This is a genomic window from Desulfobacula sp. (assembly GCF_030145145.1).
Classification (GTDB): Bacteria; Desulfobacterota; Desulfobacteria; order Desulfobacterales; family Desulfobacteraceae; genus Desulfobacula.
Genome location: NZ_JAQYWD010000035.1, coordinates 40,738 through 60,362, shown reverse-complemented (window position 1 = coordinate 60,362; position 19,625 = coordinate 40,738). Strand labels below are relative to the sequence as shown.

The 19,625-nt window shown below is 45.3% G+C and carries 11 protein-coding genes, 1 tRNA gene and 1 other RNA gene; all 13 read left to right on the top strand.

Annotated features, from left to right (window positions below; genetic code table 11):
- Positions 1 to 22 precede the first annotated feature (22 nt).
- The 13 genes from rpoD to Q1Q15_RS18790 all read left to right on the top strand — a co-directional run bounded on the left by rpoD (position 23) and on the right by Q1Q15_RS18790 (position 19,503).
- Positions 23 to 1,903 (top strand): RNA polymerase sigma factor RpoD, encoded by a 1,881-nt coding sequence (rpoD, locus tag Q1Q15_RS18850; RefSeq protein WP_300463480.1) that lies wholly within the window; start codon positions 23 to 25, stop codon positions 1,901 to 1,903.
- 54 nt (positions 1,904 to 1,957) lie between these two features.
- Positions 1,958 to 2,034: transfer RNA gene (locus Q1Q15_RS18845), tRNA-Ile, on the top strand.
- A 151-nt stretch (positions 2,035 to 2,185) separates the two neighbouring features.
- On the top strand, positions 2,186 to 3,001 hold the full coding sequence (locus tag Q1Q15_RS18840) for a Nif3-like dinuclear metal center hexameric protein (RefSeq protein WP_300463477.1): 816 nt from the start codon (positions 2,186 to 2,188) through the stop codon (positions 2,999 to 3,001).
- 10 nt (positions 3,002 to 3,011) lie between these two features.
- A complete protein-coding gene (locus tag Q1Q15_RS18835) occupies positions 3,012 to 3,731 on the top strand; it encodes a C4-type zinc ribbon domain-containing protein (protein ID WP_300463474.1) in 720 nt (239 codons plus the stop codon).
- Between the two features lie 10 nt (positions 3,732 to 3,741).
- Positions 3,742 to 4,121, top strand: an RNA gene (gene rnpB / locus Q1Q15_RS18830) — RNase P RNA component class A.
- A gap of 211 nt (positions 4,122 to 4,332) precedes the next feature.
- Positions 4,333 to 5,643 (top strand): HPr family phosphocarrier protein, encoded by a 1,311-nt coding sequence (locus Q1Q15_RS18825; protein WP_300463473.1) that lies wholly within the window; start codon positions 4,333 to 4,335, stop codon positions 5,641 to 5,643.
- 1 nt (position 5,644) lies between these two features.
- Complete coding sequence (ispD, locus tag Q1Q15_RS18820; protein ID WP_300463471.1) at positions 5,645 to 6,355, top strand: 2-C-methyl-D-erythritol 4-phosphate cytidylyltransferase; 711 nt, start codon at positions 5,645 to 5,647, stop codon at positions 6,353 to 6,355.
- Between the two features lie 445 nt (positions 6,356 to 6,800).
- Positions 6,801 to 8,864 (top strand): serine protein kinase PrkA, encoded by a 2,064-nt coding sequence (locus Q1Q15_RS18815; protein ID WP_300463469.1) that lies wholly within the window; start codon positions 6,801 to 6,803, stop codon positions 8,862 to 8,864.
- Between the two features lie 19 nt (positions 8,865 to 8,883).
- Positions 8,884 to 10,056, top strand: coding sequence for a DUF444 family protein (locus Q1Q15_RS18810; RefSeq protein WP_300463467.1), 1,173 nt, complete (start codon positions 8,884 to 8,886; stop codon positions 10,054 to 10,056).
- A gap of 83 nt (positions 10,057 to 10,139) precedes the next feature.
- Positions 10,140 to 11,780, top strand: a complete 1,641-nt coding sequence (locus tag Q1Q15_RS18805; RefSeq protein WP_300463464.1) for a SpoVR family protein — start codon at positions 10,140 to 10,142, stop codon at positions 11,778 to 11,780.
- A gap of 6 nt (positions 11,781 to 11,786) precedes the next feature.
- The gene (locus Q1Q15_RS18800; RefSeq protein WP_300463462.1) at positions 11,787 to 14,087 is read left to right on the top strand and encodes a serine protein kinase PrkA; all 2,301 of its coding nucleotides are present in this window, start codon (positions 11,787 to 11,789) and stop codon (positions 14,085 to 14,087) included.
- A 268-nt stretch (positions 14,088 to 14,355) separates the two neighbouring features.
- Positions 14,356 to 17,841: a transcription-repair coupling factor gene (gene mfd / locus Q1Q15_RS18795; RefSeq protein ID WP_300463459.1), complete on the top strand. Its 3,486-nt coding sequence runs from the start codon at positions 14,356 to 14,358 to the stop codon at positions 17,839 to 17,841.
- 30 nt (positions 17,842 to 17,871) lie between these two features.
- A complete protein-coding gene (locus Q1Q15_RS18790; protein ID WP_300463458.1) occupies positions 17,872 to 19,503 on the top strand; it encodes an adenylate/guanylate cyclase domain-containing protein in 1,632 nt (543 codons plus the stop codon).
- Positions 19,504 to 19,625 lie beyond the last annotated feature (122 nt).

Here is a 19,625-nt window from a genome sequence, read left to right as displayed (position 1 = left end):
TTAAGCCTTTGGGAGGCATTTTATGGCAGGTAAGACAGACGAGTCTGGAGAGAATTTTATAATGAGTAAGAAAAAACTGCAAAAGCTTATTAAAAAAGGAGAAAAAACCGGTTCTCTCTCTTTTGCCGAAATTAATGACGCAGTGTCCGATGATGTGACGTCATTGGATCATATTGATGATATTATAATGGAATTTAAGGCCCTTGGAATCACGCTCGTGGACAAGGAAAAAGAAAACCTAAAAAAGGCTGCAACCCAAGCCACTGAAAAAATAAAGACCAAACCAGAAACAAAATCCATTGCTAAAGATAAAATCAAAAAACCATCTAAAAAAGAGACGGAAAAGGCAGACGAAAAGGCCGGGAAAAAGCAATCCCCCAAAGACCTGTTCGCTGTCAAGAAAGATCGGTCTGATATGGAGTTTGGTGCGGTTACAGACCCGGTTAAAATGTATCTGAAAGAAATGGGAATGGTCACTTTGCTCAGCCGGGAAGGGGAAATTGAAATCGCAAAAAAGATTGAGCAGGGAGAGCGGGATGTCCTGCGCGCCATGCTGGATTGCCCCATGGCATTGTCCACGATTTTCATGTACGGTGAAAGGATGGAAAAAAAATCCATGCGCCCCAAGCATGTTTTACGGGACGTTGATGAAGGGGATGGGGTTGTTGATGAGGTGTCCAAGCAGGAAAAATTCTTGAGTTCCTTAAAAATAATCAAAGACCTTCACAAGGAAAATCAGGAAAGAAGAGATGGACTGCTCAAGGAGAAAAAACGATCAAAAAAATATGAGATCCTTTCAGCGGAGATCTATAACAATACGGAAACCATATTTGAAGAATTAAAAAAATGGCGGTTTGAATCCAACGTTATTGATAATATTGAAAAAAAAATCAGAAGCACCATTACATGGTTTGACAAGGTGGATGACCTTCTGGAAAAATGTGCCAAAACCTTTAACGTCAAAAGTCAAACAATGCTGGACCAGTCGTCGGATCAAGCGACATTTGTGGACTGGGCCACATCCCGTTCGAATATTACCCCGGAGCGAGCCCGGATTTTATACCAGGATATCCGTTCCATTCTCCATCAGGTCGCTTTGCGGAAAAATGAAGTTAAAGGAAACGCCTTTGGTTTAAAACAGATTACAGACTGTGTCGATACCGGCCGCAGAAATGCTGATTTTGCCAAACGAGAGCTGGTGAGGGCAAATTTGAGGCTGGTGGTCAGTATTGCAAAAAAATACACCAACAGGGGATTGCAATTCCTGGATTTGATTCAGGAGGGCAATATCGGTTTGATGAAGGCGGTGGATAAATTTGAATACAGAAGGGGATATAAATTTTCAACCTATGCCACCTGGTGGATTCGACAGGCCATTACCCGGGCGATTGCGGATCAGGCCAGAACCATAAGGATTCCCGTCCATATGATTGAAACCATTAACAAGTTGATCCGGACATCTCGATACCTTGTGCAGGAAATGGGCAAAGAACCATCGCCGGAAGAAATTGCAGAAAAGATGGAAATTCCCATTGAAAAAGTTCGACGGGTATTAAAAATTGCCAAAGAGCCGATTTCCCTTGAAACCCCTATTGGAGAAGAAGAGGACAGTCATCTGGGTGATTTTATCGAAGATAAAAAGTTTTCCATTCCATCGGATGCTGCCATTGATTTCAGTCTGGCAGAGCAAACCCGGAAAATTCTTGCCACATTGACCCCCCGGGAGGAAAAAGTCCTTCGAATGCGGTTTGGCATCGGTGAAAAATCAGACCATACCCTGGAAGAGGTCGGGAAAGATTTTACGGTCACACGGGAGCGTATCCGCCAGATTGAGGCAAAAGCCTTGAGAAAGCTGAGACATCCGACAAGAAGCAAGAAACTCAAGACCTTTATTGAGAATTAGACCTTGACACAAAATAGGTATTTATATATATAGTGCAAGTTTGTGTGATGAAGGGGGCCCATAGCTCAGTCTGGTAGAGCCACCGGCTCATAACCGGTCGGTCTCTGGTTCGAATCCAGATGGGCCCACCAATAAACATTTCACGGGTAAGGGTTATGGTTGGATTTAAAAACAGGAAAGGATGTTCACTTCACATATGAATGTGCTTGAAGAATATCAACCGGATAAAACAAAAAAGCGTGGTAATTTACCACGCTTTTTTTGTTTACAGATGAGGATGTCATGGTGAAAACACGAGATATACTGGCATTGATCAATACCATTGCCCCGTTTGATATTGCTGAAGAGTGGGATAATTCAGGGCTCCAGGTGGGAAATCGGGACTGGGAAGTTAACCGCGTGATGATTGGACTGGATGTTTCCCTGCCCTTGATGATGGCTGCAAAACAAGGGAATTGTGACCTGGTGCTCACCCATCACCCGTTGATGATCCGTCCTGAAAAATCCATTGATTTTAATCAAATGCCTGGCAGTGCCATTGAACTGGCTGCACGACACCGCATCAGTATTGTGTCCGCCCATACCAACCTGGATAAGGCCAGTGATGGGTTGAATGATTATTTTGCATCCCGGATGGGTCTCAAAAACACCATTGCGTTGTCCATGGATCCGCCATCACCCCTGCCCACGGATGAAATAACCGGTATTGGTCGAATCGGGTATTTAGCCTCTCCCATACCGCTTGAACAGCTGGTCCGTCAGACAAAAGAAACCCTGGGGTTGCGCCATGTGCGCGTAACCGGTGATATGGCACTGCCCGTAACCACGGTGGCCATCTGCACCGGTAGCGGGGGGTCTCTTATGGATGTCTTTCTCAGATCCTTTGCAGCGGTGTATATCACCGGGGACATCAAATATCATGAAGCCAGACGTGTTGAAGAATCTGGAAAAGCATTGATTGATGTGGGGCATTTTGCGTCTGAACATATGGCCGTAGACCTGCTCGCTGACAAATTGGGTCAAGCGATTCAAACCGCAGGACTGAACATACAAATCATACCCTTTAAAAAAGAAAAAGACCCATTTACCATAGTTTAAGGATACCATTATGAATGATATTTCCAAACCAGAATTAGAAACCCTTGTCAAGCTTCAGGAAGCTGAGACACAGATTGTCAGGCTTAAAGCCGTCCTGGAAAAAGTTGAAAAGGAAAAAATAAAATTAAGTGCAAAATTAAAACAGTTTGGAAATGCCTTGGAAGACAATGAAAAAAATCTTTTGAAGGCCCGGACCGCTTGTCGGGATATTGAACAGGAAATTCAAGTTGTTGACCAACGGATTATTAAAAGCAATGAAAAATTAAGGATGGTAAAAACCAATAAAGAATATCAATTGTTTTTAAGAGAAGTGGATGATAGCAAACAACGCAAAGATGCCCTGGAAACTGAATTACTGGAACATATGGATGAGCGGGAAAAAATGGAACAGATCGTCCAGGCCAGTGAAAAAGAATATCACCTGCTCAAGGATCAAATAGAAGCCGAACAAACAGAAATGGATCAACAATCAACGGATGATAGAGAACAGCTTGAGGAATATCTTGACCAGCAGAATGACATTGGTAAGCATCTGGATCCCGCATTGATGAAGCGGTTTTTAAGGATTTCAAAAATGAATCAGGGCCTGGCGGTGGTGGGCGTGAGCAATGAAGTCTGCCTGGGGTGTTTCATGAACATACCGCCTCAATTATTTATTGACGTGCAGCGGGGGGATTCATTGATTTCATGCCCCCAATGCAGTAGAATCCTATATTATGTAAAAGAATAAAACCATCGGTCTGACCAGGCAAAACGATCGCTGGGGGGTATCCCCTGGAGGAAAGTCCGAACACCATAGGACAGGACGCTCCATAACGTGGAGTCACGGTGACGTGAAGGAAAGTGCAGCAGAGAGTAGACCGCCTGGATGGGGATATCCCATCCGGGTAAGGGTGAAACGGTGCGGTAAGAGCGCACCAGTTTTCCAGGTGACTGGAAAAGCTTGGTAAACCCCGTCCGGTGCAAGACCAAATAGGGAAACGCTTGAGGGTTGTCCGCCCAAGTTTTCGGGTAGGTCGCATGAGGTGTGCGGCAACGCACATCCAAGATGAATGATCGTTGACCGGTTCAAGGTAACGAGAACCGGTAACAGAATTCGGCTTATCAACTGGTCAGGCCGATGTTTATTTTATTTGGGCTTGGTTCTAACTTCGCCCACTTGTCGTAATTGATGGTTCGACGGGGTCAGGCTTGTGTTATTGTGCTTTTGATAACAGACTGTAATAGCAAAGGAATTCAGCAAAAGCGTCAATAACGCAAGCCTGACCCCTCCTGGGTATTGGCCGAAACGATGATCAAGCCCTTTTATTTTAATGTGGTGGATATTGAGTATGAATTTTTTTTGTGATGTTACATTCAAGGAAAAAGCCAATATTTTTTCTTATGAATATCTGAAATGTATTTTATTTGTGGTTGAAATTGAGGATGATGAGTATATTTTTACAAAAAAACTATACTCAAAGCTGATCACAACCTCCCATATACTGGAAGATTTTTTAGACTTTCACGGTGCCAAAAAAAACAAAGAATGGGTGTTTTATCGTGAATTGTCCGCCACCATTCGCCATCTTGCATTGGCCTGCTATTCCCAACGACATATTCTCAATCGGTTTCAATTCTATACGTTTAAAGAAAGCCGATATGAAACGTTTAAGCTTGAGGCCTTTGATACCCTGAAGATTTTACAGGATTCCATCAAGCTTGCTGCACCCGTTGTTTTAGAGGAAGCCCTCCGTCTGAAGATAACGATCCCGGACAAGGGATATAACCTGAGTTATTTTCCCGGCATTTCATCGGTGCAGCAGCTGGATCACAATATTGATGAGTTTAATGCCAAAGGTCAGCAAAGAGAAAATCTGACCCGGATCGCCAGTGAATTTTTAGAAGTCGTAAAAGATTTTGATCAGTTTGCATTTTATGAGCGGTATGATTTAAAGAAAATAAAAGAGCTGGTACCCCGGCAATTCAATGAGGTCATCATCCGGCGCTATGAAATGCTGGTTCATAATATCCAGTCGTCATTTGATTCATATGTGGTCAACACAAAATCATCCGCAGAAAATCTTACACTGGAAGAATTGAGAAGTCATTTTTCCATTGTGTTTCATCTGCTCCAGGTCGCGGGTAGCTTATTGCATTTTTATGAACGCCATATGAATGATATCGGGTTCAAGGATATGTATAAAACGGTCAGTGTGTCTTTAGCCGACTTTATTGATCCGGATGTGCTGCTGGATCGATCCGTTAATTTCTGCTTGTTTTACGCCTGGAAATTTTTATCCTCAGGAAAAGCCGTGGCATCCAAAATATTGAATGAAAATATGGAAACCACTGTTGTGGAAGTCGGCATTCCAATGGATCGGGGGTTTCACAGCCGGCCCAGCCTTTTGGTGGCGAAAATTGTTCAGCATTATGGGGGGGAAGTCAAGATGCTGGTCAATAATGATGTGTTTGATGCCGCAAGTGTTCTGGATATTCAATGGGCCGGGGGGAAGATAAAAAAAGAAGAATTAGAAACCGTGCAGTTTAAAGGGGATATCCGGGCATTGAATGATTTGAAAATCCTGGCCGGCGTGAATTATGGAGAAGACCATATGGGAAAAGGCATCCCTTTGCCCAAAGAACTGTCTTATTTGAGTTAGCATGTCGACCTCAGAAAATTTTGTCATCATTGTTGCCGCCGGTAAAGGGCTGCGGATGGGATCAAAGATGAAAAAGCAGTATCTTTACCTGGGAAAAATGCCGATCCTGACACGGACCATCATGGCTTTTGATCGGTGTGATCTCGTCCATGAAATTGTGCTTGTTGTCCCCAGAGAGGAAATGGGGTTTTGTCAACAACAGATGATCGACCCGTTTGGGCTGACAAAAAAAATTCATTTGGTTACGGGCGGCAAATACCGGCAGGATTCTGTATTAAACGGCTTGACCTTGATTCGGGATCGAATGAACTGTGAACGGAACACCATTGTTATGATTCATGATGGGGTTCGTCCATTTGTGGATCACGGCCTGATTGAGTCGTGTATCCAAAAGGCCGGGGAATATGGTGCCTGTATTCCTGCTGTCCGAATAACCGATACGGTCAAAGACGTTTCCGGGGACGGGTTCATTCAACAAACACTCAACCGGGAGACGCTCTATAAGGCCCAGACACCGCAAACCTTTAAGATGGCGCTGATATGGCGTGCGTTTGAACATGCCGGGGCAACGTCTTTTTCAGGAACCGACGATGCGTCGATAGTAGAACATTATGGCTGCAAGGTGATGATCACCCGGGGATCTGACCTGAACATTAAATTGACCACCCCAGACGATCTTGCCCTGGGACAATATCTTCTCACCCGGGACTAAAGAACCCCTTTTTGCTTATAAATCGTTCCATTTGAGACGTCTCAGCGGGGTCAGGCTTGTGTTATTGTGCTTTTGATTATAACCGGAAATTTAAGGGACAGCATACAGCAAAAGTGCAATAACGCAAGCCTGACCCCAAGCATAAGTATAAGCCTGACCCCAAGCATATGACCCGGGAAACACCGGATCGAGTTTTACTTGTTTCATCCCAAAACGTCGTAAAAATCAACGGGAAAATGAAGTAAACCGTTTGACACTGTTTTTTTATATTGATATTATTACAATAAGCTTAATTAAAGCGCATATTTCATTCTAATGATACTGAAAAGTGTTATTGAAATTTCTACCCAAGTAGTGTGAATCTGTCGTTGGCAGAAAGCGAAAAGAAATTCCAATCAATTTTGAATGGCAGCATAAGCCTCCTTGCTGCCCAGGGGAGGGTAAAATGGCCGACAAAACCAATCCAAAATCTTTAATCTACCATATTGACGCCGTAAAAAAAAAGAAACGCGTATTTGAAGATGCCTTTCAGGGTGTTACCCGAATGATCCTTGATGCAGGGATTCAAAAGATTACGGTGAAAGGGAAAACAACCTATCAGTTTGATCTGTTCAGCCAGGGTAAAAAGCACCTGGTGGGGATGTACGATGAAATCAACAGTTTTGTTTCGTTTGTGAAAGATGCCTCGGAAGGGGGGTCATCAAGGGAGATGGCCTTCGTGCTGGTGGGAGAACCCGGCAATGGCAAAACGTTTTTTGTGGATTATCTGTGTGCGCGATACCGGGAGTTTTTGACCGTTCCCCGCAATAGAAAGTATACGTTTCGGTATGTTCATCTGGACCAGCTGGGCGGGTATGGTAAAATTAATTTTATCGAATCCCAGACCTATGAAGATCCCATGATCCTGGCCATGAGCCTGGGTGAAACCAAAGACGAATCTAAAGCGATTTTTTCCAAGAAGTTTAAATTTACGGCCAAGCAGGTGGAAGCCCTGTATGATAACTATCGTCCGCTGGGTGCCTGTTCCGCCTATATTTTCAATCAGATCCGGGAATATACAGACAATGATATCGAGAAAATGCTGTCGTTTATTGAAATCATACCGGTTCCCTTGATTGAAAGTCTTGGAACCATTACCGGCAAATATCCGGCCAAAGACAAGATTACCTCTTCGGCCGTAGACCTGATGGGGGAAGAGTCCATCCAGCGTCTGCTGCACATATCGGATTCCAATAATCCCTACCGGTTCGATTTAAGAAGAGGGGCCCTGGCAAGGGTTGCCGGCGGGGGGATTCATTTCAGTGATGAAATTTATAAAAACAAAAAAGATCTGGTCCAGGTGTATCTGGGGGTAATTCAAAACCGGATGATTGAAATGGATGGATTTAAATGGCCCATTGATACCTTGATCATCGCCACCAGTAACAATTCTGAATTCGACACCTTTCTTTCCGAGCGGGAAGAAGCCCCCATTGTTGACCGGTGCCGAATCTGTTATGTGGCCCATAATACCGATTATAAAATTCAGAAAACATTAACCGAGTATGCCATTGGCACGGATACCAAACGGTCGCTGGATTCAAAGGTCCTGCACCAGGACCCGAATCTGAATTATGCTGCTTCTGTGGGCGTTGTCCTGACGCGATTGCCCCGGTCGGAAAAATTAACCCCGGTGGAAATCATGAAGCTGGCAGCCGGAGAGGTGGCCGGAGAAAAGAGCCTGAAAACCCTGGCCGAGCTCATTGATACCTTAAACCAGGATACGGATATCACCAAACGATTTGGACAAAAAGGTCTTGGACAGCGAAATCTTGGCCGGGCCGTACAGCTGTTGTTGGAAAGTTCTGAAACCAATGAAGGCCAGTGCATGTTTGCCCTGGATATTTTCAATGCCCTGGAAAGAACGGTCCTGGATTATGTTCAGGAACCGGCTGACCGGGCGAAATATAAGGAAGACCTGAAAATTGCCAGGGGATTGTACCGGGAAAGAATTATGACCGAGATGTTCAATGCCTATATGGATGAACCCCTGGCCATAAAAAAGGATGTCATGAATTATGTTAATATGATCATTGGGGTTGATGCGGAACATTTAGGGCCTGACATGATGTGGAAATATAAAGATCCCCAGACCGGTGAACTCAAAGCCCTTAAAATCGATGAACGCTATATAAAAAATGTTGAAGAGCGGCTTGGCTTGAAAACCGAAGAGCAGCGGTCGTCTTTCAGAAATTCCATCCGGAAGATTTACGGCCAGAAACTGTCTGTGGATGCCAACTATGATTTCATGGACAACCTGGAACTGGTCAAGGCCATCACGGATGTCCGGCTTAAATCAGATATTGCCGGTGCCGGGTCTTTGATTGGTGCCCTTGCCAACAGAACCAACGAGGAAAACCAGAAACTCTACGACCGGATGCTGTATACCATGAATGAAAAACTGGGGTATTGCAGAACCTGTGCCCAGAAAACCATTGAATATTTCTGCAGTCAGGAAGATGATAAATAATTAAGGGAGGGAATGGCACATGATAACCCTTGATGAACTTCTTGAAAGAGACAGAAGAAGAGAAGAAGACGGGTTTAAACGAAAAATCCGTATTGGCAGAATTGTCAAACCCGGGTCCGGTGGAAAAGATAAAATTATCATTGTCCCCACCACGGTGGAAGAAAAATTTGTTCATGATGAGATCACCCTGAACCAGGAACCCGGGGAGGGAGACCCCACCGGCGGAACAGGTGAGGGAGAAGAAGGGGATATCATCGGAGAACAGCCGGTCCGCCCCGAAGAAGGGGAAGGGGAAGGAGAAGGAGCCGGCGAGGGGCCTGGAGAAGGTGAGGGGGGTGAACACGAGCTGGAATCCAATGCCTATGAGCTGGGCAAGGTCTTGTCCCAGGATTTTCAGCTGCCCAACTTAAAGGACAAAGGGAAAAAACGAACCCTGGCAAGGTATGTGTATGACCTCACCGACAAGAACCGGGGTGTGGGTCAGATCCTGGATAAAAAAGCCACTTTGAAACGCATCGTGGAAACCAATATTACCCTGGGAAATATCCCGGACGTCGGCAATATCGATTCAACAAAATTTATCATTTCGCCCCAGGACATGATTTACAGGATCCTGTCCAGGGAAAAGGATTTCGAATCCCAGGCCCTGGTGTTCTTTTTAAGGGACTATTCGGGATCAATGGGGGGAAAAGTCACCCAGACGGTGGTTTCCCAGCATGTGATGCTGTATTCCTGGCTCTTATATCAATATGAAAAGCAGGTGGAAACCCGGTTTATCCTCCACGATACAGCCGCCAAAGAGGTGTCTGATTTTTATAAATATTATTCGTATAAGGTGGCGGGGGGCACAAAGGTCTTTACGGCCTTTAAACTGGTGAATGATATTGTGGAAAGAGAGAGCCTGGCCCGGGATTATAATATCTATGTGTTTCACGGCACGGATGGAGATGACTGGGACAAGGAAGGCAAACAGACCCTTGATGAAATTGAACGGATGATGAATTATGCTGCCCGGATCGGGATTTCCATTGTCGAACATTCCTATGTCGGATCCAAGCAGACGGAAGTGGAAAAATATTTGAAACGATCGGGCATCCTGGAACGTCACAGCAGCCTGATCAAGATGGATATAATGGATGAAAATGCAGATGATTCAAGAATTATTCAAGGCATAAAAAAGCTTATTTCATAACAAAAGGGGCCAGGGTTACCCCGTGTCTGACCGAAAAACGGACACGTTTTCCGGTGGGCATTGAACCTGAAAGTGAGACATCCATGGAACTTGTCAGCCAACATGTCAAAGGCATAATGGAAGAATGTAAACTAAGGGCCCGGGATCACGGGTTGACGTTTGATGATGAAACCCTTGAATATATTGTGACCAACCGGGATATGATTGAACTCAGTCCCAAGGTGATGATCCCCACGCTGTATGACTACTGGGTGCATGATGTACGGGTGTTGTCCGGCAAGGGGATGTACGAGGCCTATCCGTCCAATCCCTATGAAACAGTGATCAACACCCGGCCGGCCATTTCATATTACAACGATAATAATCCGGACTGGCTCAATGTCATGATTTTTTATCATGTGTTGGGACACATTGATTTTTTTCAAAACAATATGTTCTATAAAAATACATGGGACACTGATTTAACCGGGCAGGCATTGGCGGATAAACGACTGATTGCCCATCTTAGGTCTGAAAAAGGCCGATGGGTGGATTACGCCATTGAATTTTCCCGGGGCATTGATAACCTGGTGGGGTATCAAAAAGAGCTCAATCACACCATTATGAATGGGTCCCGGTATCAATTGAGTAAAATAGATTTTTATTTTGATATCTTTTTGCAAAGAATCAAACATGTGTCTCAACATGACTATCTCAAGGAGATTACCCGATTTAATGCCGGCAGGGATGGCAGCGAAGATTTTTTTGATGAGATTGTCAGTCAATATCCGGAATTTGACGAATTATACAAAAAAGAAACGTCCATTACCCTGAAGCCGGAACGGGACATCATTGAATATATCATTCAACATTCCCCGTTTTTAAGACAGGACGAAAACAAATGGATCACATCAGTGATTCAAATTGTTAAAAACACCTCTTCGTATTTTCAGCCCCAGATTCGAACAAAAATCATGAATGAGGGGTGGGCCAGCTATTGGCATGAATACCTGTTTATGCGGGATGACCGGATCTGCGGTCATGAAATTGATTTTGCCAAGGTCAATGCGGCGGTCACCGCCATGCCCAAAGTCGGATTAAATCCCTACGCCCTGGGACTGAGGCTGTTTCAACATATTAAAGACATGGAAGACAGGGGATGTTATTCGTTTGACTACCTGTTTTTAAAGGATGAGGTCGGCAAGAAAAAATATAACCGTGACAAAGATTCAGGGGATGCATTTATTTTACAGGTTCGTGAAAACTTAAATGATTTTACTTTTATCAACACCTATATTGACCAGGAGTTTGTGGATCAACACACTCTTTTTGTGGCAGGGAAACGGTTTAATAAACCCCGGATGTCCTGGGAATTTTATATCAAATCCAAAAAAGCCGACGATTACAAGCAAATGATCATTGACACCCTGTACCATCCCCCGGAAGTTTTTGTGGACCCTGCCGGCTGCAAAGAAGGGGTCTTGTATCTGAACCACAAATTTGAAAATAAACCGTTAAAAACGGATTTTATTGAGAATACCATGGTGGGGATTGAATATCTATGGGGGGGGCCGGTCCATCTGGAGACCAGCGAACCCGTGGTATCAAAACAGGCGGCAACCCAGTATGCCGGTTTCTGGGATCCCGCTTCCCAGCAACCCCAAAAAAAACAGCCGGAAGAGATCAAATGGAAACGAATGCTGTATGTGATGGAAAACCGTAAACTTCATAAACGGGAGTTATAATTTGATATGGAAACCAACGCCTTAAACAAAACATCAGTGGATCAAACCCTTGATCTTTTGGATAAAAATATCACAGATTCCCAGCGGCTGAAGCCGGTTCCGTTTGAAGAATTTTTAAATATGTTAAATGCCAAGCCGTCCCACATGTTAAGAAATATCTTTCAGACCTTCCATGATATGATAAAATGCTATGTGGATGAATCCGAAGATACCATTGCCGGGGATATCGACAAGCTGACCTTTACCAAATATGATTGTTCCCGGTTGTTTGTTGAGGATTCTGAAAACCCTTATTTTACGGACATGCTGTTTGCCAATCGGTTCATGAAACAGATGGAATACCTGCGGCATGGGGCCCAGCAGAACCGGATCTATATTTTTTATGGGCCCCATGGCTGCGGCAAGAGTACGTTTTTAAATAATTTACTAAAAAAATTTGAAATATATGCCAACACGGAAGAAGGTCTCCGGTATGAAATCGTATGGCGGCTGGATATCAAGAAGCTCAAGGACAAAGACAAATCTTTGTCCATCTCTGCTTTTGAAAAACTCATTCATTATGTTGAAAAAGGTGAAGGTGACGGTATGAAACACGAACCGATCTTTACCGATACCAACGCCGATTATATTGAAGTGCCCTGTATTTCCCATGACAATCCGTTTCTGGCGATTCCCAAAGACCAGCGACGGATCGTCCTGGATGAATTGATTAAAAATGATGAATTTAAATGGCGCCTGTTTACCGAAAAAGAGTATGAATGGGTGTTTAAAGAAGAGGTGTGTACGATCTGTTCATCCATCTATCATTCGTTGATGGAACGGTTGGGCAACCCCTCGGAAGTGTTTAAAATGCTGTATGCCAGACCGTATTATTTTAACCGTCGACTGGGAACCGGCATCAGTGTGTTCAATCCGGGGGACAGGCCGTTAAAACAGAACATTGTGTCCAATGAGATGCTTCAAAAACGGATTAACGCCTTATTTCAAGACAGCAACGTGATCAATTACATGTACTCCCGGTTTGCAAAAATCAACAATGGGATTTATGCCCTCATGGATATCAAGGCCCATAACATTGAACGAATGGTGGAACTGCATAATATTATCAGTGAAGGGCTTCACAAGGTGGAGGATATTGAAGAACGGGTGGATTCCCTGTTTTTCGCGTTGATGAATCCCGAGGACAAACGCAGTATCCGTGATTTTCCGTCCTTTGAAGACCGGATTCAATATATTGATATCCCCTATGTCCTGGATGTGAAAACAGAAGTTAAGATTTATAATAATATTTTCGGCCGGCACATTGAAGGCAGTTTTCTGCCCATGGTGCTGGAAAATTTTGCCCGGATTATTATCTGTACCAGAATCGGTAAAAAATCAATGGCCCTGGCCGAATGGATCAAAGATACGTCAAAATATAAGAATTTTTGTGATGACCAGCTCATGCTGTTAAAAATGGAATTATTTTCCGGGCATATTCCCAAATGGCTGAAAGAAGAGGATATTAAAACCCTGGACAATACCATGCTGAAAAAAATTATTGCGGAATCGGAAATTTATGGAAAAGAAGGGCTGTCCGGTCGGGATGCCATTAAAATTTTCGATCAGTTCTATTCACAATATGCCAAAGAAGACCGGTTGATCAATATGCCGGATTTGTGTACGTTTTTCAACAAGCTGGACGATCAGCCCAAAAAAATGATCCCCCAGGGATTTCTGGAGTCTTTATTGAGAATGTATGATTACAGTGTCCTTCAACAGGTCAAGGAATCGTTATATTATTACAATGAAGAACAGATTGCCAAAGATATCAAGAATTACATTTCTGCGGTGACCAATGAGCTGGACTCGATTGTCAAATGTATCTTTACCCAGGAGGAGATCCATGTCACGGAAGCCTTTCTTGAGAGTATTGAAAACCGGCTGCTGTCCGAGGATATGGACAAGAAACGAAGACAGGAGATTCGAAATGACGTACTGAAAGAATACACCACCCGGGCCCTGACCCACGAGATCATGATAGAAGGGAAGAACATCACGGAAACCCGGCTGTTTGAATCCTTGTACGATCGGTATGTCCACAACCTCAAGAAAAAGGTGCTGGAGCCGTTTATTGAGAATGAAAATTTTAGAAATGCCATCAAAGATTTTGATACGGAAAAGTATAAAGCCCATGACAAACGGATTAAAAAAGATGTGAAATTTCTGCTGGACAATCTTTCCGGAAAATTCGGATATTCCACCCAGGGCGCTAATGAGGCCTGTATCTATGTGATTGATAATGATCTGGCAAACAAGTTCAAATAATGTTTGGGCGAAAACTCACCCATCTGCTGCGTTGCTGCGAAATCTTGAAATCCTCATGTACATTAGTACACTCCGGTTTCAAGATTTCTTGCGCCTTGCATATGGGCAACTTTTCGCCCAAACAAGGAGTTTCCGGTAAGGCACTAACTATTGTATTCTTTTATTTAGTCCTTGATTCTTTTCTCAACTTCCTTTACATCAAGACCATAATTTTTAAGTTGAGGTAAAGAAAAACAAGGAACAACAGACCGGGACGTTTCAGATATAGATGCCAAATCAGTTGATCAAAGACATTCTTGCCACGGACAATTCAGTGGTCATTACCCCCACCGACGGATCCCATAAAGCGTATTTAACGGCCCAATTGTATCGGGCATCTGATGTTTCCCTTGTTGTTATCCTGAAGGATACAAAGCAGGCACTGGGATTTTTAGATGAACTGAAATTTTTTCTGCCGGATCGAACAGACCGGCTTGTTTTTTTCCCCGGCTATAACATCCTGCCGTTTAAGTCGCTTTCATATCATAAAGAAACCTCCACTAACCGGCTGGCAGCGTTATCCAAAATTATGAATTCAGGTGCTGAGCCGGTGCTTATTGTCACTATTGTGGAAACGGTCCTGCAGAAGTTGATTCCGAAAAAAGCGCTGGATGCATTTGCCGAACTGGTGATTGCCAATGAAGAAATTGACAGAGAGGCGTTGACCGTTAAACTTGAAGCCGGGGGCTACACCCGGACCTCTCTTGTGGAAGATCCGGGGGAGTATTCTGTCCGGGGGGGGATACTGGATGTGTTTTCCCCGGGGGAACCCTTTCCTGTCCGCATTGAATTCTTCGGGGACCTGGTGGAATCCATCCGCTATTTTTCTCCTTTTACCCAGCGGGGGAGCAAAGACCTGTTCGAGACCATTATTATCCCGGCAACCGAGGCTGTCGTCACCCCGGAGGCCATGCCCCATCTTTTGGCCCGTCTCCGGCAGGCCGGAACCCTTGCCGGCCTGGATGCATCAATGATCCGGGGCTATGTCAACGACACCCGGGAATTCGGCAGATTTCCCGGGATTGAAAGCATGCTGTCCATCGTGTACGAGCACTTGGACACGTTTTTTGACTATATCCCTGAAACGGCCCGAATGCTGCTGGATATGCCGGATGAACTTGAAGCCGGGGCCCTGGACTTTGAAAATAAAGCCTTGTTGAATTACAAAACCACTGCATCGGAAAACCGGCTTTGTGTGGCACCGGATACCCTTTATCTGAAATGGGATAAAATAAAAACGATCCTTCAATTAAAGAAGCGGTCCTCCTTTACCCCCTTTGAAATGACAATGGACCCTTCCGATAAAACATCTTCCCCCCCTATTTCATTTGAGTATCAGGACAACACGGACTTGTCCGCGTCATTGAAACGCGGCGGGAGCAGGGAGAATCCGTTACGGCCCCTGGTGGACTGGTTTAACGATCACATGGACCATCACCGGACGGTGCTCTGCATTCTCAGCCAGGCCGCCCAGGCAAAGCGACTGGTGTCACTGCTGCAGCCCTATGGGATTGCGCCTGAATTGTGTCAATCCTTTCCCCTTGCCCTGGCAAAGCCCCCGGGAATTTATGTGGTTTTCGGAGATGTGTCTTCGGGATTTGTTCTGGCGGAAGACGGGCTGGCCCTTGTTACGGAAAATGAAATTTTCGGCAAAAAAAGAATTCGCAGACAACGGGCGGCCAGAAGCGATTTAAAAACCCAGTTTATCACACCCGAAGAGCTGAAAAATGGGGATATCATCGTTCATGTTGAACATGGGGTGGGACAATATGAGGGATTGTGCAGTTTAAGTGTCAATGGCATTTCCCAGGATTTTATCCTGATCGTGTATCAGGACAATGACCGACTCTATCTGCCGGTGGATCGCATTGAGATGATCGGTAAATATATCGGTGTGGATGGCTATACACCGGTTCTTGACAAAATCGGCTCCAAAGCCTGGATCAAATCAAAGGCCAAGGCCAAAGAAGAGGTGGAGAAGCTGGCAGCCGATCTGCTGGACCTGTATGCGAAACGAAAGGTGAATACAGGGTTCCCCTTTTCCCGGCCGGACAATTACTACAATGATTTTGAAGCGGCGTTCCCCTATGAGGAAACCCGGGATCAGTTGAAGGCCATTGATGATGTGCAGTTGGATATGGAGTCTGAAACGCCCATGGACCGGCTGGTCTGCGGAGATGTCGGGTATGGTAAAACAGAAGTGGCCATCCGGGCAGCGTTTAAAGCCGTCAATGACGGCAAGCAGGTGGCGGTTGTGGTGCCCACCACCATATTGGCAGAACAGCATCTGTCAACCTTCAGGGAGCGGTTTGCCCAATATCCTGTCCACATTGAATGCCTGTCACGGTTTCGAACCCGCAAAGAGCAGACAAATATCCTCAAGGCCATCCGTACCGGCCGGGTGGATATTGTCATTGGTACCCACCGGCTGCTGCAAAAAGACGTTGATTTCCAATCCCTGGGACTCCTGGTGATTGATGAGGAACAGCGGTTCGGGGTCAAGCATAAAGAGGCATTGAAAAAGAAGCGAAGTTCCGTGGATGTCCTGGCCTTAACCGCCACCCCCATTCCCCGGACCCTTCACCTGTCATTGACCGGCATGCGGGACATCAGTGTGATCACCACCCCCCCGGCGGACAGACAGCCCATCATCTCCTATATTTCAAAACATGAGGACATCATTGTACGGGATGCCGTTAAACGGGAACTGGCCCGAAACGGTCAGGTGTTTTTTGTGCATAATGCCATCAAGACCATTTCCAAAATTGCCCGGAATATTCAAAAACTGGTGCCGGAAGCCAGGATTGCCGTGGCCCACGGCAGGCTGTCTGAAACCGAGCTTGAAAAGGTGATGCTGAAGTTTGTCAATCTTGAAATTGATGTCCTGGTGTGCACCACCATTATTGAATCCGGTCTGGATATCCCCTCGGCCAACACCATGATCATTGACAAGGCAGAGCGATTCGGGCTGGCCCAGATCTACCAGTTAAGGGGGAGAATCGGCCGGGGAGATCATCAGGCCTATGCCTATCTGTTCGTTTCTGACGAAGAGCGATTGACAAAAGATGCCACAAAAAGATTGTCTGCTTTGATGGAATACAAGGATCTGGGGTCGGGATTTCAAATTGCCATGAAAGATCTGCAGATACGGGGGGCCGGCACTGCCCTGGGCGCCTCTCAATCCGGTCATATTGCCGCGGTGGGGTATGACATGTTTTTGAAATTGCTGGACCAGGCGGTTCACGATTTGAAAGGGGAAGACGTTATTGAACCGTTGGAGCCTGAGATCAATGCTGCCATGTCCTCGGGCTTTCCCGAGGCATACATCGAATCCGTTGAGCAGCGCTTGACCGTATACCGCCGCCTGTCAAGGATTACCCGTATTTCAGATATCTCAGACATGAAAAAAGAGCTGACAGACCGATATGGCAAACTGCCCAAACCGGCGGAAAACATGCTCTTGAAAATTATGCTGCGGGTGTATTGTATCCAGGCAGGGGTTCAGCGGCTGGATATCACTCCCAATCGACTGACCCTGGTTTTTTCTGAACCGCACAGGAAAAAACCCATGTCATCATTAAACACGTCCCTGAAGGGCCTGGCCCGTTTTGACGTCATTAAAAACGACAGCATTCAAATCCATTTGGGGGAAAAACGAAACCATATTTCCCGGGCCCTGCTGGAAACCCGGAACATCCTCAAAGCCATTGCCTGATGGGTCAGTGAAGGGAGAAATAGGGTGCCAATGAAGCGTGAATTGCCTGATTTAAACAAATTTGAACGGGTGGTCTTTAAACGAAAAAATACCCTGGACCGTCTGTTGTCCTTTTCCCTGCGCTTGATACCGGCCAGAGAGGTGGCCCTGTTGCTGGGAACCAATCGGACCGGCTTGAAATTTTTACCGCCGGATAAATGGGACCGGGGCATTTTGTATAAGTTTAATGGAAAGGGACTGAACGGGGTATTCCTGAAATATTTTGGTGACCTGGTGGCAAAATCCAAAGGCTTGTCACCGGTTCGATTGTACAGAGAAACCCCATTGGGGGATAAAAAAGAGACCGATGGCATTATTTCCTTTGTCCTGAGAAATCACCAGGATTTTTATAAAAAAGGCATTAAAATTCTCATTATTGATACCCTTCCTGACGTATCGCATCCAGACGATTTAACAGCGGATGAAGAAACCTGTTCAACCACATCGATTCTTTCGTACAACGGAGAACAGTTTAAACCCCTGCCGGATTTGAAAATTGACATGGCCATTGTCAAACAATTCAAGTCCAAAAATTTTCTGTCTGCGTATGTTCCGGATTTTGGCGCCATTGTATTTAACACGGTAAATGATGACCTGTTGCAGAAAAACAACCATGCCTTTATCCATGAACACCAGTTAAAAAAACGATTGAACCGGTTGATTTCTGCCATTGAGATGGCATCCATTGCCCATATTGGATTTGCCCGGGGCCGGTCAGCAGCCCATATCATATGGCGCAAGGAAAAAAGGCTTCGAAAAACCGCGGTGTTGTTGAAAAACAAAGAAATTGAATTAAATGCCCAGAAAGCCTACCTGAAAGCCGTGGGTGCGGTAAATGAAACCCAGCTCAATATGACGGCAGTCACCATCACCGATGGGGTGTATGCCTTTTTGGACATGGCCGGATCAGCCATTCTGCGGAAAAAAATCAAGAATCCCCTGGACTATTTTTTCATTCTGAACCTTTGCCACCAGATTGCAGCCAATAATGCGACCCGGTATGCCTGCAGGATTGATAATTTTATCGGTGACTCCGTGTTCCTGCAGAACGCATCCCCCTTTGACAGCCAAACCGTTCAATTTCCCATGGGACCCCATGAGCGGATCATGCTGGTGGTTTTGGCGGTTGCCTCTATTTTTAATGACATACACTTGCTGAAAACCGGCCGGCACGACATGGACAGGGCCGGTCGAGTGAGAAAAATAATGGCGGAAGCCCGGGCAGATATCCATTTCAGGGCGGGTATGGAAATGGGGACGGCCTTGATCGGTCCTTTGGGAAGCCAGGAAAGAAGAATTGTAACGGCCATCGGTAAAGCGGTCAATACGGCATCCCGGCTTGAAAGCACGGGGGTTCCGGATGGGATCCATATCAGTGAAGCGGTCATGGTCCTGTTAAAAGAGGCCCGGATTACACGCCAGACAAAAATTGCCCGGCGATGTTTGGGGGGGACACCCCATGATTTGAACAATAATTCAATATCAAGAGAAGGGTGTTTTTTTGACTGCTATCGGACACGGTTTGGCATCCGGGGAGATCTGATCGAACAAAGACAAAACGTGTCCTATAAAGAATTTTCCAAAAATATTTCCTATGTCATTAAATGCATCCCTGGGGCTTGATCATCGTTTCGGCCAATACCCAGGAGGGGTCAGGCTTGTGTTATTGGAGGCTGAATCTTTTATCAGGCTCCATGCTTTTGACAACAGACTATAATAGCAAAGAAATTCAGCAAAAGCGTCAA

Excerpts from the sequence above, each read along its gene's own strand:
- Q1Q15_RS18810 (WP_300463467.1), top strand. The coding sequence starts at position 8,884 with ATGATAACCCTTGATGAACTTCTTGAAAGAGACAGAAGAAGAGAAGAA.
- Q1Q15_RS18825 (WP_300463473.1), top strand. The coding sequence starts at position 4,333 with ATGAATTTTTTTTGTGATGTTACATTCAAGGAAAAAGCCAATATTTTT.
- Q1Q15_RS18790 (WP_300463458.1), top strand. The coding sequence starts at position 17,872 with ATGAAGCGTGAATTGCCTGATTTAAACAAATTTGAACGGGTGGTCTTT.
- Q1Q15_RS18835 (WP_300463474.1), top strand. The coding sequence starts at position 3,012 with ATGAATGATATTTCCAAACCAGAATTAGAAACCCTTGTCAAGCTTCAG.
- Q1Q15_RS18800 (WP_300463462.1), top strand. The coding sequence starts at position 11,787 with ATGGAAACCAACGCCTTAAACAAAACATCAGTGGATCAAACCCTTGAT.
- Q1Q15_RS18840 (WP_300463477.1), top strand. The coding sequence starts at position 2,186 with ATGGTGAAAACACGAGATATACTGGCATTGATCAATACCATTGCCCCG.
- ispD (WP_300463471.1), top strand. The coding sequence starts at position 5,645 with ATGTCGACCTCAGAAAATTTTGTCATCATTGTTGCCGCCGGTAAAGGG.
- Q1Q15_RS18815 (WP_300463469.1), top strand. The coding sequence starts at position 6,801 with ATGGCCGACAAAACCAATCCAAAATCTTTAATCTACCATATTGACGCC.
- rpoD (WP_300463480.1), top strand. The coding sequence starts at position 23 with ATGGCAGGTAAGACAGACGAGTCTGGAGAGAATTTTATAATGAGTAAG.
- Q1Q15_RS18805 (WP_300463464.1), top strand. The coding sequence starts at position 10,140 with ATGGAACTTGTCAGCCAACATGTCAAAGGCATAATGGAAGAATGTAAA.
- mfd (WP_300463459.1), top strand. The coding sequence starts at position 14,356 with ATGCCAAATCAGTTGATCAAAGACATTCTTGCCACGGACAATTCAGTG.